At 29.1% G+C, this 19,816-nt stretch carries 16 protein-coding genes; 2 read left to right on the forward strand and 14 right to left on the reverse strand.

The window, feature by feature from the left end:
• Positions 1-94 precede the first annotated feature (94 nt).
• The 4 genes from ACJDTP_RS13015 to ACJDTP_RS13030 all read right to left on the reverse strand — a co-directional run bounded on the left by ACJDTP_RS13015 (position 95) and on the right by ACJDTP_RS13030 (position 6,607).
• On the reverse strand, positions 95-676 hold the full coding sequence (locus ACJDTP_RS13015) for a TetR/AcrR family transcriptional regulator (RefSeq protein ID WP_406761438.1): 582 nt from the start codon (positions 674-676) through the stop codon (positions 95-97).
• Positions 677-1,037: 361 nt separating this feature from the next.
• Entirely contained in the window at positions 1,038-3,002 is a 1,965-nt protein-coding gene (locus ACJDTP_RS13020) for a PAS domain-containing hybrid sensor histidine kinase/response regulator (RefSeq protein ID WP_406761439.1), read from the reverse strand.
• Positions 3,003-3,048: 46 nt separating this feature from the next.
• Positions 3,049-6,123: a PAS domain-containing hybrid sensor histidine kinase/response regulator gene (locus ACJDTP_RS13025; protein ID WP_406761440.1), complete on the reverse strand. Its 3,075-nt coding sequence runs from the start codon at positions 6,121-6,123 to the stop codon at positions 3,049-3,051.
• Between the two features lie 274 nt (positions 6,124-6,397).
• Positions 6,398-6,607 (reverse strand): alpha/beta-type small acid-soluble spore protein, encoded by a 210-nt coding sequence (locus ACJDTP_RS13030; RefSeq protein WP_077842644.1) that lies wholly within the window; start codon positions 6,605-6,607, stop codon positions 6,398-6,400.
• Positions 6,608-7,169: 562 nt separating this feature from the next.
• On the opposite strand from ACJDTP_RS13030, the gene ACJDTP_RS13035 reads away from it, so the two are divergent.
• Positions 7,170-8,768, forward strand: coding sequence for a ClC family H(+)/Cl(-) exchange transporter (locus tag ACJDTP_RS13035; RefSeq protein ID WP_406761441.1), 1,599 nt, complete (start codon positions 7,170-7,172; stop codon positions 8,766-8,768).
• A 170-nt stretch (positions 8,769-8,938) separates the two neighbouring features.
• Here ACJDTP_RS13035 and ACJDTP_RS13040 read toward each other — a convergent pair whose 3' ends face one another.
• The 3 genes from ACJDTP_RS13040 to ACJDTP_RS13050 form a co-directional block, all read right to left on the reverse strand.
• Complete coding sequence (locus tag ACJDTP_RS13040) at positions 8,939-9,655, reverse strand: YetF domain-containing protein (RefSeq protein ID WP_161223262.1); 717 nt, start codon at positions 9,653-9,655, stop codon at positions 8,939-8,941.
• A gap of 418 nt (positions 9,656-10,073) precedes the next feature.
• Complete coding sequence (gene idi / locus ACJDTP_RS13045) at positions 10,074-10,589, reverse strand: isopentenyl-diphosphate Delta-isomerase (protein WP_406761442.1); 516 nt, start codon at positions 10,587-10,589, stop codon at positions 10,074-10,076.
• Positions 10,590-10,699: 110 nt separating this feature from the next.
• Entirely contained in the window at positions 10,700-11,053 is a 354-nt protein-coding gene (locus ACJDTP_RS13050) for a winged helix-turn-helix transcriptional regulator (RefSeq protein ID WP_078116195.1), read from the reverse strand.
• Between the two features lie 158 nt (positions 11,054-11,211).
• On the opposite strand from ACJDTP_RS13050, the gene ACJDTP_RS13055 reads away from it, so the two are divergent.
• Positions 11,212-11,766 carry a nitroreductase family protein gene (locus ACJDTP_RS13055; protein ID WP_406761443.1) on the forward strand — a complete coding sequence of 185 codons (555 nt, stop codon included), beginning with the start codon at positions 11,212-11,214 and terminating at the stop codon, positions 11,764-11,766.
• 603 nt (positions 11,767-12,369) lie between these two features.
• On the opposite strand, the gene ACJDTP_RS13060 is transcribed toward ACJDTP_RS13055, so the two are convergent.
• The 7 genes from ACJDTP_RS13060 to ACJDTP_RS13090 form a co-directional block, all read right to left on the reverse strand.
• Positions 12,370-12,939 (reverse strand): RBBP9/YdeN family alpha/beta hydrolase, encoded by a 570-nt coding sequence (locus ACJDTP_RS13060; RefSeq protein ID WP_406761444.1) that lies wholly within the window; start codon positions 12,937-12,939, stop codon positions 12,370-12,372.
• Positions 12,940-12,977: 38 nt separating this feature from the next.
• The gene (locus ACJDTP_RS13065) at positions 12,978-13,499 is read right to left on the reverse strand and encodes a cysteine hydrolase family protein (RefSeq protein WP_406761445.1); all 522 of its coding nucleotides are present in this window, start codon (positions 13,497-13,499) and stop codon (positions 12,978-12,980) included.
• Positions 13,500-13,524: 25 nt separating this feature from the next.
• Positions 13,525-13,785 (reverse strand): TfoX/Sxy family protein, encoded by a 261-nt coding sequence (locus tag ACJDTP_RS13070; protein ID WP_406761446.1) that lies wholly within the window; start codon positions 13,783-13,785, stop codon positions 13,525-13,527.
• Positions 13,786-14,286: 501 nt separating this feature from the next.
• Positions 14,287-16,038: an ABC transporter ATP-binding protein gene (locus ACJDTP_RS13075; RefSeq protein WP_406761447.1), complete on the reverse strand. Its 1,752-nt coding sequence runs from the start codon at positions 16,036-16,038 to the stop codon at positions 14,287-14,289.
• Positions 16,035-17,885, reverse strand: a complete 1,851-nt coding sequence (locus tag ACJDTP_RS13080; protein WP_406761448.1) for an ABC transporter ATP-binding protein — start codon at positions 17,883-17,885, stop codon at positions 16,035-16,037. The genes ACJDTP_RS13075 and ACJDTP_RS13080 overlap by 4 nt, the downstream gene beginning before the upstream one ends.
• Positions 17,886-18,019: 134 nt before the next feature.
• Positions 18,020-18,970 (reverse strand): helix-turn-helix domain-containing protein, encoded by a 951-nt coding sequence (locus ACJDTP_RS13085; protein ID WP_406761449.1) that lies wholly within the window; start codon positions 18,968-18,970, stop codon positions 18,020-18,022.
• Positions 18,971-19,186: 216 nt separating this feature from the next.
• Complete coding sequence (locus ACJDTP_RS13090) at positions 19,187-19,480, reverse strand: DUF2325 domain-containing protein (protein WP_077840804.1); 294 nt, start codon at positions 19,478-19,480, stop codon at positions 19,187-19,189.
• Positions 19,481-19,816: the final 336 nt, after the last annotated feature.

Genomic DNA, 19,816 nt, shown 5'->3' on the forward strand with positions numbered 1-19,816 from the left:
CCCTTTTAAATCTAAAATTCTCTCAATTCCCCAAAAACTTATTTACTAAATTCATATGTACTTCTTAAAACCTCTTTTAGAATTGTTCTTCTCATTACATTAATTCAAAAAATATATCCCATAGCCTTGAAATAACTTTATCATTTATTCTTATATTTGATGTTATCATTTCATAAAGTAAATAATCCTCAAGCTTTTTACATTTAACCAAATAATTATTTATATTTTTAGTTATAAATTTATCATTATATTGAGGATTACCCATGATATCTAGAATAATTTTATTTTCTTCAGCTATATAGAATTTATATCTTTCTCGTATTACACTTGCTATCTCTTCTGGTGGAAACATGTGACATCTAAGAATAAACTTTCTTTTAGATATATCTGATATATAATACTCTATCTTCTTTTTTAATAGAGTATACAGCTTTTCCTTAAGAGGAATATTCTTGTCCATTGTCTCAATGCTCTGCATGTAATCAATATAGTCCTTATAAATATAATCATAAATATAAAAAAACAGATCCTGCTTCGACTTATAGTAAAAATATATCGTTGATGCTTTAACTCCAACTTCCTTGCAAATATCTCTAATATTAGTAGCCTCATATCCATTCTCCAGAAAAAGTCTAAAAGAAGTATAAAATATTTTATCTCTTGTTGAATTTTCCAAAATACTTACCTCCATTTACAATTTTGCTGAAAGTTTTTTAATAACTTTGCTATTATTCTCATAAATTACAAAATTATATATATAACGTTCGTTACATAAATCATATCACTGTATTTTTCTCCATTCAATTCATTTTGTATTCTATTTTTACTCATAATTCGACTCATTTTGAATGAAAACTATTTCTTTAGGAATATAATCATACCTATATTTCAATACATATATCTAACAATTATATTTTCTTTGAAGATTTGAGCCTAATTAATTAATTTTTACCTTGATTTATCATGGGTCAGATTGAATATAGATTTATAAAGAATAGAAAAAGCAGCACCAATTATTAGTGCTGCCTTATAATCTTCTATGTTCTTAAGTTGAATTCTATGATATTTAACAAGTTTTCAATTTCAAATGGTTTAGATATGTAATCGTCCATTTTTGCTTTTATGCATTTTTCTTTGTCTTCCCGCATAGCATATGCGGTTATTGCAATTATTGGTATATGTTTTCCTTCTAATTCTTCAACTCTTATCGCCTGTGTTGTTTCAAAACCATTTAATTCTGGCATCTGTATATCCATTAATATTAAATCAACTTTATTATTCTTTAATATATTTATAGCCTCATTCCCGTTATACGCTGAAATATATTTGTAACCGTTACTTTTAATTATATTTTCCATTACTTCTTGACTTATTAAGTTATCTTCAACATATAAAATAACTTTATCTTGGCGATCATTATATTGATTAAGCTTATCACTTTCAATGTTTTTTCTTTCCATAACTTGTTTTTTATCATTTGTTTTTTTAAATTCACATGTAAAAATAAATGTTGAGCCCTTACCCAAAGAACTTTCAAAATTTATTTCTCCATTCATCAAATTAGCAAACTGTTTTGAAATTGATAACCCCAATCCCGTTCCTATGTACTTTTTCATTGATGATATATTTCCTTGAGTAAAATTATTAAATATTTTATCTTTAAACTCATCATCTATACCAATCCCTGAGTCTTTGATCGTAAATTGAATTTTTTCACTAGTATTATCTTCTGAAATCATACTTACTCTAAATGATATATATCCTTCATCTGTAAACTTTACTGCATTACTAATTAGATTAGATAATATCTCTTTTAACCTCAGCTCATCGCCGATAACTTCAAAATCTATGTTAGGATCTAAGTAATAACTTACTTCTAATCCCTTCGAATTTCCAGTGACTAAAAGACTATTATAAATACTATTTACAGTCTCTTTTAAATTAAACGGCTCGCTATTAATCCTAAACGTACCTGATTCTATTTTCGAGATATCTAATAAGTTATTAATAAGTCTAAGCATAGTATTGGCTGAATCATTTAATATTCTAATATATTTTTCTTGCTTTTCATTAATATCTTCTAACTTTAGTAATTGTATAGCTGCTGTAATTCCATTCATTGGAGTTCTTATTTCATGGCTTATATTAGCCAAAAAAATTGATTTTGCTTTATTAGCTTCTTCTGCTTTCTGTTTTAGCAATTCTAATTGTTCACATTTTTCTCGTAGATCCTTTTCTATTATCTTCCTGTCTGTAATATCTTTATACGTTGCTACTACTCCTGAAAAAAGATTATTATCATCGTAAATTGGAGATGCGGACATTAATACATTAACTAAGTTTCCATCCTTGTCCAATCTGACAGTTTCATAATCTTTAATTACCTTTCCTTTGTTAACCATATCTATTAATTTTTGTGGTTCACTTAATTTATCTTTTGGAATTAGCTGCCTCATACCATTTCCTATTATTTCAGCTTCTTTAAAGCCAAACTTTATCTCTGCTCCTTTACTCCAACGCGATATATTCATGTCTTTATCAAAAACTACAAACGGATCGTCAAGTATATCTAACGATATTGAAAATATCTTTGAATCTTTAAATAACTCCTCCATATCGGAAATATCTCTTATAATGCTAACAGCCATATCTCTTGATTTCTTATTACTATAAACAGATCTTACTTCAACCGGGAATCTTGTCCCATCTTTTTTGTAATGATAACTTTTAAACTTTATTCCCCTATCTAAAGCCCTATTTAATTGATCTTGGGTGAATTCTCTGCTATCTTCATTTCTAAGAGTAAAGATATTCAAATTTACAAGTTCATCAAAAGAATAGCCATACGTTTCAATAGCTTTTTTATTTCCATAAAGTATTTTTCCGCTCCTGCTTACTACAAGAATAATATCCAGTGCATTATCTATATAATCTTTTCCTTCTATGAACAACTTTTCATTTGATAATATATCTTTGCTTTTTTCTAATACTGAGTTAACCATAATTTACACCATCCCCTTATTATTTTTATAACACACTCTTTTATTCTCATAAATAAATTTCGAAGATGTTATAAATTTCTTCAACATTAAATGGTTTTGAAATGCAATGATCAATTCCTAGATTCATAAGTATCTCTCTATTTTCCATAATGGTATATGAAGACATTCCGATTATAGGAATATTTTTTCCTTCCACTCTTGATATTCTCATTTTCTTAATTTTTTCAAAATCTTCTAATTCATCTAGTTTCATATCTATCAATATTAAGTCCACATAATTACGCTTTAGGATTTTCAAAGCCTCACTTATATTATACGCATGAATATATTTACAGCCTTTTCTCTCCACTATACTCTCCATAACTTCTTTGTCAATTGAATTAGTTTCGATGCAAAGTATGGATTTATTTATCCATAAATTATTTATCTTATCATCTCCACTAATCTTATTATCGTTCATTACCTCCATATTCTTTTCATAATAATCACTTTTTTTAAAACTACATGTAAACATAAATGTAGAACCTTCTCCTAATGTGCTTTCAAAGCTTATATTTCCATTCATCATCATAGCAAGCTGCTTAGATATAGATAATCCAAGACCAGTTCCTGTATACTTTTTATTTACAGATATATCACCTTGACTAAATATGCCAAAAATTTTACTCTTAAATCTTTCGTCTATTCCTATCCCCGTATCTGCTATTGTAAATTTAATTTTTACATAGTCATTATCTGACAATACTTTCGTTACCCTAAAGGATATATATCCTTTTTCCGTAAATTTTACCGCATTACTGATTAAATTATCTAATATTTGTTTTAACTTTAGTTCATCTCCAATTACTATAAATTCTGCATCTGGATCGAAATAATATCTTATCTCTAATCCTTTAGAATTGCCTGATTCTAAGAGACTTGTGTAAATATCATCTGTTATTTTTTTCAAAGCAAATTTATCATCATTTAATTTATGTATACCGGCCTCTATTTTTGAAATATCTAAAATATTATTTATAATTGTTAATAGTTTATTTCCAGAATTTTTTAGCAGTATTATATACTTACTTTGCTCCTCACTCATAGGTGTTTTTTCAAGAAGCTGAATTGTTCCAAAAATACCATTCATCGGAGTCCGTATTTCATGGCTCATATTGTCTAAGAATAATGACTTTATTTTATTAGCAATTTCAGCTTCTTCCTTTAATAATTCTAACTGCCTATATTTTTCAACAATGATTTTTTCTTTTTCAGCTAGATCTGTAATATCATGATAACAAGCTAAAGCCATAATTAAATTTCCACTTGTGTCATATATAGGAGTAGAATTTACTCTAATAGTTAGCTCTTTATCTAAGCGCCTAATTATAACTGTTCTATTTCTTATTTTTTCACCTCGTAATGCGCATTTTAAAGACAAATTCTCTACATGGATTTCATTTCCTGATGTATCAAAAGCTTGCTTGGTTGCGTTAAAATCTTCCACATTCTTTACAGCATAAAAATCAGAAAGAAAACTTCTTCCTTCAGCATTCATCAAAATTATTTTACCTTCCTTATCTGCAATGTAAATTGCATCAGAAATGTTTTCAATGACAGCTTCTAATTGCTTTTTTTGCATCTTTATAATAACATTACTATTAATTTGTTCAGTAATATTTCGAGTACATAATAGCGCTTTTGCTATATCTCCACCTTCATCATATAAAGGACTGCCACTTACATTAAAATGATATTCTAATCCGTTTCTCTTAAGTGTCATTCTATATCCTTTAACCTTTTCACCTCGTAAAACTCGATAGCTAGGCATATTTTCTGGACTTATTATATTATCATTGGAATCGTAGAATTTTACTTTTAACAAATTCTCACTAATTTTATTTACTAGTCCAATATTACAAAAAAAGTCTTTTGCGCTAGAATTTAGAATGTTAATATCACCTTCTTTGTCAATCGTAAACAATCCATCAGACATATTTCTAATTATAGCTTCTAATTTGTTCTTTTGCTCTTCTATAATTTTTGCTTGTACAGATTCCGTTATGTCGTCAATTAATAAAACATATCTTTCAAAGTTTCCTTTTCTATCAAATATAGGCTTGCCACTAATAATAACATGTTTCTCGAAATTTCTAGCTCCTATTATTACTCTATAGTTATTTATTTCCTTTCCTTTTTCTATATAACTAAGCTTGCTTTCTTCAAATTCAATTTTATTTTTATTTACATCAAAAATCATTATTTCATCTTTTATATCATTTATATTGCTTATTTTATTTGTTTGAAATAATTCCGAAATAACTTTGCTTATCTTAATTAACCTTCCACTCTTATCAAAGATGCTTATATGCTCATCTGCTAAATCCATTATAGCCTCAATTTTTTTATCCCTTCTCTCAATTTCAGCAGCTTGAGCTTCAATAACAATTTTATTTCTTATGTTATCTGTTACATCAATACGATTCTCAATATAATATTTTACTTTTCCGTTTTCATATATTGGTACTATTGATGAATCAAAATATGTTACTCCTGTTCCATGTCTATCACTCATAAAATCTTTTACATAGCACGTCTCTCCATTACTTATAACATTTGTCCATTTTTCACTTATTTTATTTTCGTTAAAATCTTTAACTATTTCTCCTATTGTTTTACCAATGCAATTCTCTTTCCTATTAAATGGTTCATCCAGATAGTTAATATATTTTTCATTAGCTTTTAACAAAGTTATATCTGGCGCAGAATAAATTGCAATTCCATATTTATTATCCAAACATAACTGTTCTGCATATAGAAACTTATTTTCAATACGTGAATTCTCTTTTTCGTCGAAAAAATATAATATATTCGTTTTGCCGTGATCTATATTCTTAGAAATAATCACTTCTCTTGGTTCAAGTGACTTAGTGAATATGTAGACACTCATTTCATCACTAATACTTTCAAATTTATCAAAAAAATTAGATTTCAATGTTTTACTAAGTTCTTTATATGATTTTCCTAATAGTTCTTCCTTGTAATACCCTGTCAAATCAACAAATTCTTCAGTCACTTTAATTACTATCTCGTTCGAAATAGTAATAGATGGTTTTGGATTGTTCTTACTATTAAGTGGCATTGATTCTTCCTCCGTAAATATAAACTCTTATAGCATGTATGGAATTTCCATAATGCATATAAAATATAAATTCTTCAAATAGAATACATTTAATTTATTATATCATCTATACTATTATTAATAAAATAATAACAATAACCCATTTAACACGTTAATAACTCTGAAATCACAAAAAAGCCAGTAGAACAATTAATTATGTAAATAGTTCTACTAGCTTTTCGTAATCTTATTAAATTTCTAAAGAGTTATTTTCAAGATCTTAGTCTTATAGTTATTACTTAAGGCCTTGTTCGTAATCTTCGATCATATGTTTTACCATATAACCACCAACATATCCATTTTGTCTTGAAGAAAGGTTTCCTTTATCAATGTTTTCATAATTATTTAATCCAACTTCTGAAGCAACCTCAGCTTTTAATCTGTTTAATCCTGCCTTTGCTTCTGGTACTAATGTTCTATTTCTTCCACTGTTATTTGATGACATATACATCAACCTCCCTTAATTAATATAAATTTTGTTTGGCATTAATATATTAACCATTATGACAAATTATAATCTATTAAAATACTAGCAAAAATAGTACTGATAGCTTGTATTAAATATTTTTCCCTATTGAAGAATTAAATTGATATTTATAACTTAGACTTATGCAATAATCCACCGAAATCATAAATATTTTGATTCCGAAAAGCTATGAAAATATCGCTGGAGGGTCTAAGCAGCAGGTTATATCCAATTTAGCATGCTCCACCTTTCAGTTTGACAAGCTAAATTGGAACAACCTACAGCTAAGGCCCTTTAACAGCTCATTTTCAAATGTTTTCTTCCCAAATATATTTATAATTTCTAGTGAATATATGAACTCAAAATTTTAGCAACTTTGCAAATATGTTCGTCTAATATGTCAAATTCTTGTTTGGAAAATCTATAAATAAGGTTTTCCTATTAACATATTAGTATATATATGCTAACATAATATACGTTGTAGTATTAAATACTTTAATACTATATACTTTTGAGACATGACAATATTGGAGGCATAATAATGGAATTAAAACATAAAACAAATACCTATAAAACTTTATTTCATTGGCATAGTTTTAGATTAAGACTTGTTGTTGAAGGTATTGGGATAGGTATTACTGCTGGCCTATTGATTGTACTATATCGATATGCACTTGAAAAAGCAGGAATTCTTTTAAATTATATTTATAAAAGTATATCATCAAATTATATACTTGCACTTCCATGGATTTTAGCACTAATAGTTATAGGCTATATTGTTGGATTGATGGTTAAATATGAGCCAATGATCAGTGGAAGCGGTATACCTCAGGTAGAAGGAGTTTTGCTTAGAGAACTTGATATGACATGGTGGAAAGTTATACTTGGAAAATTTTTAGGCGGAGTTCTTTCCATAGGTTCTGGTCTCTCATTAGGAAGAGAAGGTCCATCTGTTCAATTAGGAGCTGCAGTTGGACAAGGCTTTAGTGAAGTATTTAGGCGAATAAAGATTGAAGAAAAATACCTTATTACAAGTGGCGCTAGTGCTGGATTAGCTGCTGCATTTAATGCACCTTTAGCAGGAGCAATGTTTGCATTAGAAGAAGTTCATAAAAACTTTTCACCTTTAGTTTTACTTTCTGCTCTATCTTCTGCATTATCAGCTGATTTTATAGCTAGTGAATTCTTTGGATTAAAACCTGTTTTTGACTTTAAGAAATTAGATTCAATACCTCTGAAATTTTATTTTTATATAATATTATTGGGTATTATTTTAGGACTCCTAGGTGTTCTTTTTAATAAACTCCTTTTAAAAACTCAAAGTCTATATATAAAACAAAGATGGCTTAAAAAAGAATTTCGAGTAATAATACCTCTATTAATTTCAGTTTTCCTAGGACTTTTATTGCCACAAGTTTTAGGTGGCGGACATGAACTTATAAGCTCACTTATTACTGAAAAATCACCCTTGATGATTTTAATCATTATCCTTATAGTAAAGTTTTTATTTACAATGGCAAGTTTCGGATCAGGAGCCCCTGGCGGAATTTTTCTTCCGTTACTTACTATTGGAGCTTTAATAGGTAATATATATGGGATAATATTAGTACATTTTGCACATGTTAATGATATTTATATCTCTCAGTTTGTAATTCTTGCAATGGCGGGGTATTTCACAGCTGTAGTAAAATCACCTTTAACTGGAATTATATTAATTACTGAGATGACAGGTTCTTTTGATCATTTGCTTTCTTTAGCTGTAGTCTCTATTGCTGCATATATAGTTGCTGATATTTTAGCATCAAAACCTGTTTATGAAGCATTGCTCGAAAAATTTCTGCAAAATATAGGTGAACATATTTCTATAGGTAACAAAAAGAATAAATCTATATTAGAATTCCCAGTATGTATGGGATCAAATTTAGATAGCAAGCAGATTAAAGAAGTAAAATGGCCCTCTTATTGCTTGCTAGTTGCAGTTAAACGTGGTGAAGATGAGATAATACCTAAGGGAGACACTACTATTTTACCTGGTGACTATCTAATTGTACTTACAAACGAGGATAAAGTTACTAAAATAAGTGATACCTTAATAACCATGACTGAATGTAACGAAATACAAAAGTCCATTAATCAATAAAATTTATTTTTAATCTACACTATGTTTTATTGAGAAGTTCAAGTTAATAAGAGGTTATTCTTTTTAAAACTAATTATTAAATAATATTAACAATGTCGTCTTATTTAAATCAAAACACAATAAGTTGAGGTTTTTAAATATAAAAATCTCAACTTATTTTATTCCCAAAATTATTCAATTCCGCATTGCCCATGGTTTTCATTCTTATTTCGCTTTGATACATGAAGCTTTTCATTAGCATATATCCCTGCATAAAATACATCATTAATCTTTTCAATATTTTGCTTTTTTAACTCCTTATGAAGCCAATCCTCATTGACTCCAGCACTTTTTAAATTTTCTCTTATTATTTCTCCATCAATTATTACGTCTTTCATAAGTCCTTCATTTGTAGTTTTAATTTTCATTTGAGATGGAGTTAGAGGTTTTTTATCGGCTTTGGGGAGCACAGATAATTCTCCATCAGTTTCCATTATCGCAAATTCCACATCTGCTAAACTGAATGCATTCTTTTCTCTCATCTTCATCATTAATTCATTTACTGTTAACTTCATATTTTTCATATTTTCCTCAACAATATTTCCATTTTCAACTACAGTTACTGGTTCTGAATTAGCTAGCTTTCTTATTTTAAAACTTTTAGTATCTAGATATGCACTTCCAATACTTAATGTTGATATAACTATTAGTGCTATAATTGATGATAAAAATGTACTTTCTGATCCTATCATAGCATTTGCAACTAATGATCCCATTGACATACCTACAATGAAATCAAAAAGTGTCATGTGAGAAATAATTTTCCTTCCCATGATCCTTGCTAATATCAGTGCTAGTGCATAAACAGCAATACTTCTCAAAATTACATTAACTATAGAATAGTCCATTTTTATTTCCTCCTAACAATAGTCTAAATATGATTCATTTGCATTCTTATAGAAGCTTTGTAATCCATAGTAATACTAAGTTAGTATGTGTTAAAAAATAGAATCTATCACTTAAAAATCCTCTTTAAAATTAACATTTAAGGTTTGATACTAGCTTAATCTTTAATCTGTAAATTGTATTGATATAATATTTTTCTTTAATATGAAAAAAAGTAATTTAAAAGACTTTTATTAAACTCTTTTAAATGACAACAAAAAAAGGACATCCAAGATGATTTTTAATCATTTTGAGACATCCTCTTTACTTATAATTAATTAACTGTTGCACTTTTCTACACTCTCTAGATTAACTTTAAAATATATGCTTAGATATTTTAAACTATTAATTTCTAAATCTTTATTTAGATCAAATTCTTACTTATTTAAATATTTTGTTTTCTGCCTTATTAACTAAGTATCTAAACCAATAAGTATATAATTCTGGCTTTTCTATAACATCCTTTTTAACCTCATTAATATCAACCCACTTAAAATCATCTACTTCATCTTTATTTACAATCACTTCTCCATCATATTTCCCGATAAATACATGATCATATTCATTTTCAAAAAGATCATATTCAAGTTTTACTTTATAAATAAAACTAAATACTTCTTCAAGTTCACATGTAAATCCCATTTCTTCCCTAAGCCTTCTATAAATCGCATCATATAAACTTTCACCGTATCTTGGATGACTACAGCACGTATTTGTCCAGAGGCCAGGCGAATGATATTTTTCCAAATTCCTTTTCTGTAATAACAATTGATTTTTGGAATTAAATACTAATATAGAAAAAGCTCTATGCAATGTTCCTTTGAGGTGAGCCTCCATTTTTTCAATCGAACCTATTTCTTTATCAAACTCATCTACAGCTATTATATATTCTGCCATTTAATTTCCCCTTCCATTTAAACTAATATAATCAAAACTTACATCATTAAAATAATTGTATTCGCAATATAGGTAAAAAAGCATCTTCCATTAACCAATATATGAATTTGCTATAATAAGCTAACACTATTGTCTTCATTTATTAATTTTTTATAGCCTTTTCCCCATTCACACATTGCACTTAGAATTGGCTTCATGCTTTCTCCAATGCATGTAAGTCCATATTCTACTCTTGGTGGTGATTCTGGATAAACTTCTCTGTAAATTATCCCATCTCTTTCTAATTCTCTTAACTGCATTGTCAATGTTTTCTGAGTAATATTAGTTAATAATCTTTGTAATTCATTGAATCTAATAGTTCCTCTCGACAAATGCCAAAGAATTGCTATTTTCCACTTCCCGCTAAGTATATTTATAGTTAAATTCATAGGGCAATCCGACTCTAAATCAATTGATTTTGACATTAATTTATTCTCCTAACACATTTTTGTAACAATCTATCTTCTATTCAATTACCTTAATGGTATCATTTTTGATATCACATATCAAATTTGTGCGTACTTTTATGATAATTCTATTAATGCTATTATTTTATAAAACCAATAAGGAAGGAAGATATTATATGAATGAAGTTTTGAAAACTATAAGAAATAGAAGAAGTGTAAGAACATATTTACCTACACAAATAACACAAGAAGATTTGGATTTAATTATCGAATCTGGGATATATGCGCCTTCTGGTCATAATGATCAGCCATGGCATTTTACTGTTATTCAAAACAAAGAAATATTAAAACATATCAATGATAAATCAAAAGAGTTAATGGCTCAATCAGAAATCACCTGGATTAAAAATATGGGGGCAAATCCCAAGGTTAATTTAATATACGATGCTCCAACCTTAATAATTGTATCTGGTAATAAAAATGCACTTTCTCCAAAAGTTGATTGCTCCGCAGCAATACAAAATATGCTTTTAGCAGCAGAAAGCTTAAACATTGGCTCTGTTTGGATTGGCCTCATAACATTTTTCTTAAAATCAGAAGATGAAGCCAAAAAACTCGGTATTCCAGAAGGATATGAAGCCTATTATGGTGTTGCTCTAGGATACAAGTCATTAAACAAAGAATTAATTGCTCCTAAGAGAAAATTAAATGTAGTGAATTATATACGATAATGGTTAAATCATTCCATAAATATCTGTATTTATAGATAACCCACCTAATACCTGAACTTATGCATATAACTCACCGAAATCATAAATATTTTGATTCCGAAAAGCTATGAAAATATCGCTGAAGGTTCTAAACAGCAGGTTGTATCCACTTTAGCATGCTCCAACTTTCCTAGGGAAGCTCGACTCATTACATTCGCTGAGGAAGTTCGAGAACCCAAAATAAAATTTTGGACTCTCACTTCACAAGCTAAATTGGAACAACCTACAGCTAAGAACCTTTAACAGCTCATTTTCAAATGTTTTCTTCACAAATATATTTATGATTTCTAGTAAAGATATGATCTTAAAATTCTAGCAATTTTGTAAATCTGTTCATCTAATAAGTCGAATTCTTAAATTGGATATCTATAGATTTTTACATAAAAAGCCATACTAAAAATAATTCCTAATATAATCTGTTATTATTCAGCGAAATATATTATTTCTTCAAATATTATCTTTCACAATATCCTTAATCGCAACATATTTTTTAAATATTATATCCTTCGATTATTGAATTATAAGTGTTTTAACTATGATCATTACCTCTAAATAACGTATATTCTATGCGTCAATTAATTTCTTAATTTCATTTAATAAAACAGGAAATTTAGTATACCCATCACGAGCGATAAAATGCTTTCCTGACTCAAGAATAATAAGATTTGCGTCTAACTCTTCTGCTAGTTTTTGTGTTGCCTCTGTTGGCACAATGTCATCATCTGTTGCAGTAATAACTATTCTCTTTGGAATTAAAGTTTTTATTTTAGCAACATTAAGTGGACTATCTACAAATTCTTGAATACCTTCTGTTTGTTCATCCATAGGATTTTTATTTATGAAACCTGCGACAAGTATTGCACCTTTTATTCTTACGTTTTTTTCTAGAATATAGCGCAGTACTGTAATACATCCAAGGCTGTGACCAATTAATATCGTATCTTCATCAATATCCATAATACATTTATGAAGATGATTAAGCCAAGGTTCAAGATGTGGATCTCCTGAATCAGGCATATCCGGAACATTAACCTTAATGGAGCTATCTTTAAACTGTTCTTTCAACCATGGAAACCACTCGGATTTACTGGAAGATGTATAACCATGAATAACATATATATTAGTGGATTTCATTTTATAATTTCTCCTTGTAAAAAATATTTACACCTTATTTAATTCATTCTTCTAATAGTTTCATCCATCGAAATATATTCTGCATATCTTCCATTCCATATAAATTCATTGTAGTATTCATATGTTTGTTCTCCTGACATGAATTTATTGTCAATAGTTGTATTTGCATAAGCAGGGACTATCATATTGAAGCCATGCTCAAATCCACATTTTATAGTAGCGTCAACACATAGATCTGTTTGAATTCCTACAATTATTATATCTTTTTCGTCTTTATCCATTAAATATTCTAATAAGCCTGTCCCTTTAAAAGCACTATTTACTTTTTTATCAAATATTTTTTCGTCATTAATTGGTTGAAATTTCTCATATACTTCAAAGCCGTCAGTTCCTTTTGTTAACTCACTCCCAGGTCCATCATCATGACGTATATATATTACTTCAATATCATTTTTCCTTGCTTCACTAATTATTTTTTCTACATTCGATACAAATGCATTAAAGTTATATAATTTTTCGTTTGTTATTAATTTTTGTGTATCAACTACTAATAAAACCATTTTTTTATTCTCCTTTTATAAATTACTACTTTCCTTTATTCCAATTATAAAAATCTTTTAAATCTTCTTTACGTTTCTGTGATAGCTCTGTTTTTTTAATACCATCAATAGCACCTTCCAGTGCCAGCAATCTGTGGATGCATGCCGAAGGATCATTTTCTTGTATCTTAAGCCATGCCTGCTCTGCTCCAGTTGCTTTTAATTCATCATAAGTAAATATTCCTACTTCGTTTAACTGCCTTTCCACTTCTTTGCCGATATTAGGTAGCTTTGATAATTCTCCCATGATAAAACTTCCTCTCAAATCTGATTAATAAAAATCAAATACATTTTAAAGAAACCTAGATAATTTTTTCTATTTTTAAGTATATCAAAAAGCTTAACATATTTCATCTGATTTTATAACCGGCCTCACATATTTTTTGAATCTGCTTTTTTGAACCACATTAGAAAAATTTAGAAACTAAATATATTTTCTCTTAAGATGTAACCTTCTAGTTCCTTCTTTCGTAATTTATACACTCACCACAATATCTGCTGATTTCACTTCAATATAGACTCCTAGAGAATAAAAAAGAAAGAGAATCTTACCTGTTATAGCTTGATTCCCCTTCATTACTTAAGTAAATTATCAATTTATCCTGTACCTAGTTCCATAACATCATCCCATGTATTAGAATATAAATTCTAATATTCTTAAGAATGTATATTGTTTAGAATATTACCATATTTATGATTTCGGTAAACTATCACGAATATCTATATAAATTACTACCTTAAAAGAATTTTATTTTATCTTCCACTTTGAACTTTCCTGCTGCAATTCTACCATCTTTGCATAAATTCCATTTTGTTTTAATAATTCTGATGGTGTTCCTTGCTCTGCTACATATCCATCGTTTAATACAACTATCTTATCTGCGCCTGATATTGTTCGCATTCTATGAGCAATAACAAGTACTGTTTTATCTTTAATAAGGTTTGAAATTGCCTCTTGTATCTTTGTCTCATTTTCCACATCAAGAGAGGCTGTTGCTTCATCTAATAAAATTACAGGAGCATTTTTTAACAAGGCTCTTGCAATAGAAATTCTTTGGCGCTCTCCTCCTGATAAAGTTGAACCATTTTCTCCTATCACCGTATTATATCCATCTGGCATCCTTTTTATAAAATCATCGCAGCATGCCGCCTTAGCTGCCGCTATTACTTCTTTGTCTGTTGCATTACGTTTCCCCAAACGAATATTATTCATAATTGTATCATTGAAAAGTATGACATCTTGAAACACTATAGAATAATTTTTAAGAAGTACTTCTGGATCCACAGAATTTATATTTACTCCACCAAGAGTTATGCTCCCTTCAGTAACATCCCAAAATCTTGCTGCTAACTTTGCTGCTGTACTTTTTCCGCCTCCTGATAAACCTACTAAAGCAGTTATTTGTCCCTGCTTCGCAGTAAAAGATACATCTTTTAAGACTTTCTCATTATTTTTATTATCATATGAAAATGCTACATGATTGAAAATTATATCATACCCATTTGTTTTGCATATCTCTGATCCAAGTTGAACTGGATGATCTTGCATCTTCTTCATTCTTTCTATTTTAAGGCTTGATGAAAATATATCTGCAAGATTCATTAAGGAATCGCAAATTGGATCATAAAATCTTGAAGCAGCAATCAAAAATACTAAATATATAAATAAATCCGTCTTTCCTTTTGCAAGAAGAGTTCCACCTATTAAAATTACTGTGGCAAAGCCAACTTTTAGAAGCATCTGTCCGCTAACCACCATAATTCCTGTAGTAAGCTCATTTCTAACTTGTATCTTTTCAGCATTATCTATAATATTATCTAACTTTAAAAGATATTCTTTTTCTTGATTATAAGCTTTTAAATCCTTTATAGTCTCTAAACATTCCTGTATTCCATCAGCAACTTTTCGTTTCGCAGCGATGTTTTTTATGCTAAATTTATTTTGCAGTTTCTTCGAGCAAATGACGATTAAAAACGATATAGGCGCTACCCACAAAAGTGCAATTCCAATACGCCAATCAAAAATCAACATTCCTATTCCAACAAGTATTGTAGATACAATAGCACCAATAAACTGCGGTATTGCATGAGAGAATACATGCTCTAAATCTGTACAATCTACCATAATTGAATTTGTTAAATCAGATAAGTCTCTCCTTCCAAAAAAAGATAGAGGAAGCTTTCTTAATCTTTCAGCTAAATTTATTCTTCTGTTAGCACTTTCACCATAAACTGCAATAAATGAAGATTTGTATTGCATCCAATTTACAGCAAACAATATAACTAATGTTATAAGAATCATTATAATATATTTGGACAGTTGTAAATTAATGTTTATACCATCTGTAATTGGAGCTAACATATCTCTAATAACCATAACAACTAGCCCCACTGGAATCATCAAAGCGATATCTGCCAGTGTACTAAAAAGTATTCCTTGTAGCAAATCTTTTGCGCCTTGCTTGGTCAATGCAAATTTATCACATAGAATATTAATCATATAAGAACCTCCTTATCATTACCTTTACCTAACCTCTTGCTTTTCTTAAAAGAGCTATCGTTATTCTCATCTAATTTCTTTGTTACTTTCCATGAAATAGATCTGCAGTACTCTTTCCACATATTAGCATATATACCATTCTCTTTTAATAATTCTTCATGCTTTCCTTGTTCTTTTATCCTTCCATCTGACATAACTAATATTTTATCAGCTCCACATATAGTAGATAATCTATGAGCTATCATAAGTACTGTTTTTCCTTTAGTAAGTTTTTCGAAAGCCTTTTGTATTTGACTCTCATTCTCAGGATCTGCAAATGCTGTAGCCTCGTCTAATATTACAATCGGTGAATCTTTTAATATAGCCCTAGCCAAAGCTATTCTCTGACACTCTCCACCAGATAAATATATTCCTTTTCCACCAATTACCGTATTAATGCCTTCCGGAAATTTTTCTATAATATCTGTACATTGTGCTTGTCTAACTGCTTCAAGCACCTCATCTATGGTTGCTTTTGGTTTGGCTATTCTAATATTTTCTAAGATACTTGCTTTTAAGAGCCTTGTATTTTGAAATACAAAAGAAACTTTGTCCATTAAATCCTTTTTTAAAACATCACGAACATCAACACCATCTATTTTAACATTCCCATTATTAACATCGAAAAATCTTGGTATTAAGCCTGCTACCGTACTTTTTCCACCACCTGATGCCCCTACTAATGCTATAGTTTCACCTTCATTAATAGTAAAACTTATATCATCTACTGTAGGCGACGTATTTCCTGGATAAGTGAACGTAACATGTTCAAATGAAACTCTTCTTCCATTTATTTTTCGTGGATCTTCTGACTCTTTTAACGGCTTTTCATATAAAATGGCATCAATCCTTTTAACTGCCTCCTTCGCCACCATAATGTTTTCCATTATCTTCATTATCTTGGTTAGCATATTAACACTTACTGGGGTAAACAATACATAAAATATAAAATCAAGTAAAAAACCTTTATAATCTGATGTATTTTTAATAACGAGAATTCCAACTGGTATTAAAAATGCAAAGGCTCCATTAACAGCTACAGTAAATATAGTCATAGGAATCTGACATTCAGTGGCATAACTAGATGCAAATTTACTATATCTATTAATTGAATCATGGAAACTCTTAAAAGAAAATACAGTTTGTTGAAATACTTTTACTACTGGAATTCCTCTAATATATTCCACAGCTTCATTGGACATTTCCTCAAGAGCATTTTGATATTTTTCTATAGAATCTGCTTTTTCTCCCCCCATTAATTTTTTCAAGCAAAGAACACCTATTACTGTAGGAATTAGGCAAACTGCTCCAAGTCTCCAATCAAAAATAAACAGTAAAACAAATATTGCAATTGGTGATACTATCGCTCCTGCTAAATCTGGAAGCTGATGTGCTAAAAATGTCTCTGTTAAACCTGCATTATCATCAATAACCTTTCGAAGCTTCCCTGTATTGTTACTTGAAAAAAAGCCTAATGGAAGTTTTACTATATGATGAATAGCCTTAATTCTCATGTTCCTTGCAATCCTAAATGCAGAAACATGTGAACACATAAGTGCTATAAAATATATAAGCATACTTATTACAGCTAGAAATACAGCGCACCATCCATAAAATGAAAGTTCCATAACATTAGGTGCTTTCGGAAGTAACGTAATAATCTCTCTTGCTACAAACCATAAACAGACAAATGGTCCTAATGCTAAAACAGCACTTATAGCGGACAGAATAAATGCCAGCAAAGTTAAAAATTTATACTTTCCAGCGAACTCCATCATTCTGGAAAGTCCTTCTTTCTTTTTAATCATTTAAATTCCCCTTTTCTACTATATAATTTCTTCAAAATAACATGGTTATAATACGCACTATTTTACAATTTACTGTAAATCAGCACTCCTTTATAAAATAGTGATTTAGATTATTATTTCTGTACCATTTAAATCTATAAAGTTAAATTTTCAAATGCATCCATATCTCCTTTTCTATATTCTGTTGGATTCACCCCAATTGCTTCCTTAAAAGCTGCTGCAAATTTGCTTTGGTTTTCATATCCAACTGTTGCTGATATATTCATAACAGTTTCATCAGTTTTTCTAAGCAAAGATGCAGCATATTCTATTCGATACTCCTTTATATATTTTGCAATGCTTTTACCATAAATAGCTTTAAAGCAACTGCTAAGCCCTGATTGACTTATATTATATTTTTCTGCCAACTGCTTAAGTGTAAGATTATTCGATAGATTTTTAATAAGCTCATCATGAACATTTTTCACAATTTCAGTTTGTGCTTTTAAATAGTATTTATTTTTAGTTTCATTCTCATTGGCACAGTTCTCATTTAAAAGCAAAATAAGTTCTAACACTTTAATCTTTAAATAGCTTTCTATAACTGCTTCTGGCAAATCAGGTAAACTAAACAAATCAAGAAAAATTCTTTCTATCTTCCCCCCTACCCAATTAATGCAGTTTCCAACCTTTACAAAATATTTTTCTGAAGAAAACAACCTCTTCTGAAAAGTCTTTATGTCAATCAGGGCGCCTTTTAAAATTTCAGGTAAACACTTAGAAAGTTCATCAATATAAATGTATATGGAAATCCCCTTATATTCTGCCATTGGAAAAGTATTAACTGGAGGATACTTTCCCATAAGCCCTGCATACAAATCGCCACTTCCCATATAAACACATACACCTCCCTCAAATTCACATTGAATACGTCCTTCATGGCAATATCCGATTTCAATCATTTCCCCATTTATTTTTGGCATGACTTGTTCATTTGCGAATAATGATAACTCTTTACACTTAAACTCTTCATAGTTTAGTACAATTCCAGGAAATATTTCATGCATGCAAATGCTACCACACCCTGGGATATCTATTCTCTCCAAAGTAATTCACCTCTTATCTTTATAATTTAAAGAATTCAGCTCAGTTAGTCTCAACTAACTATACTGAATTATACTATATTCCATTTTTTTCTTACAAGCCCAAAACATTATATTTAGCTCCAAAACATAATTGAATTTTATAAAAAAAGAAATATTGTACGGCTACTTAAAATAGTTGTACAATATTTCTCAATTCCTTTAAATAAATTTTAAACTTTAATTATTAATATTAGAACACTTGTATTCTAGTATTTTTTTTAAGGCAGTTCCACTGCTCTGATGACATCGTATTAATTCAGCTTCATTTGTATCAGTATTAGATAACACGCATTGTATCATTTTATGAGATACAGTATTTGTGAACAATACAAGTAGGTCAGGCTTTCCAATTTGCTTTTTCAAATTACTTTGCATTTGAGTAAAGACCTTTGCTTTACAATTATAATTCTTACATATTTTTTTGTATTCACAAACCATTCTATCATGGCCACCAATTATAACAATACTCATTTCTCTTCTCCACCTCTCTTATATAACTATAGAATAATATTTTTAAGCGAATTTACTTTTTAGAAATTCACAGATATAATTTCATTTAACTATTATGTTTTATTTGATGATATATATTGCAATTCACAACACACACTTCACAATTCGCAATTACGGCTAAAATTCGTGCAATATTTTTAGAATTATCATGAAGAATTATTTTTGCAACGTATATATTTAAAAATCATAAAATTCATATATTTTATGATTACTTAATATTCTATTTATAGTTAGTCTTAACTAACTCAATATTATATTTATATAGTGCCCCTATTTCACGATAACATGCATGATAAA

The organism is Candidatus Clostridium helianthi, assembly GCF_045310795.1.
Classification (GTDB): Bacteria; Bacillota; Clostridia; order Clostridiales; family Clostridiaceae; genus Clostridium; species Clostridium helianthi.

Bases quoted from the DNA above. Each gene is read 5' to 3' on its own strand.
- ACJDTP_RS13055 (WP_406761443.1), top strand. From the start codon at position 11,212: ATGAATGAAGTTTTGAAAACTATAAGAAATAGAAGAAGTGTAAGAACA.
- ACJDTP_RS13040 (WP_161223262.1), bottom strand. From the start codon at position 9,655: ATGGACTATTCTATAGTTAATGTAATTTTGAGAAGTATTGCTGTTTAT.
- ACJDTP_RS13030 (WP_077842644.1), bottom strand. From the start codon at position 6,607: ATGTCATCAAATAACAGTGGAAGAAATAGAACATTAGTACCAGAAGCA.
- ACJDTP_RS13075 (WP_406761447.1), bottom strand. From the start codon at position 16,038: ATGATTAATATTCTATGTGATAAATTTGCATTGACCAAGCAAGGCGCA.
- ACJDTP_RS13035 (WP_406761441.1), top strand. From the start codon at position 7,170: ATGGAATTAAAACATAAAACAAATACCTATAAAACTTTATTTCATTGG.
- ACJDTP_RS13060 (WP_406761444.1), bottom strand. From the start codon at position 12,939: ATGAAATCCACTAATATATATGTTATTCATGGTTATACATCTTCCAGT.
- idi (WP_406761442.1), bottom strand. From the start codon at position 10,589: ATGGCAGAATATATAATAGCTGTAGATGAGTTTGATAAAGAAATAGGT.
- ACJDTP_RS13025 (WP_406761440.1), bottom strand. From the start codon at position 6,123: ATGCCACTTAATAGTAAGAACAATCCAAAACCATCTATTACTATTTCG.
- ACJDTP_RS13065 (WP_406761445.1), bottom strand. From the start codon at position 13,499: ATGGTTTTATTAGTAGTTGATACACAAAAATTAATAACAAACGAAAAA.
- ACJDTP_RS13090 (WP_077840804.1), bottom strand. From the start codon at position 19,480: ATGAGTATTGTTATAATTGGTGGCCATGATAGAATGGTTTGTGAATAC.
- ACJDTP_RS13050 (WP_078116195.1), bottom strand. From the start codon at position 11,053: ATGTCAAAATCAATTGATTTAGAGTCGGATTGCCCTATGAATTTAACT.
- ACJDTP_RS13080 (WP_406761448.1), bottom strand. From the start codon at position 17,885: ATGATTAAAAAGAAAGAAGGACTTTCCAGAATGATGGAGTTCGCTGGA.
- ACJDTP_RS13070 (WP_406761446.1), bottom strand. From the start codon at position 13,785: ATGGGAGAATTATCAAAGCTACCTAATATCGGCAAAGAAGTGGAAAGG.
- ACJDTP_RS13020 (WP_406761439.1), bottom strand. From the start codon at position 3,002: ATGGTTAACTCAGTATTAGAAAAAAGCAAAGATATATTATCAAATGAA.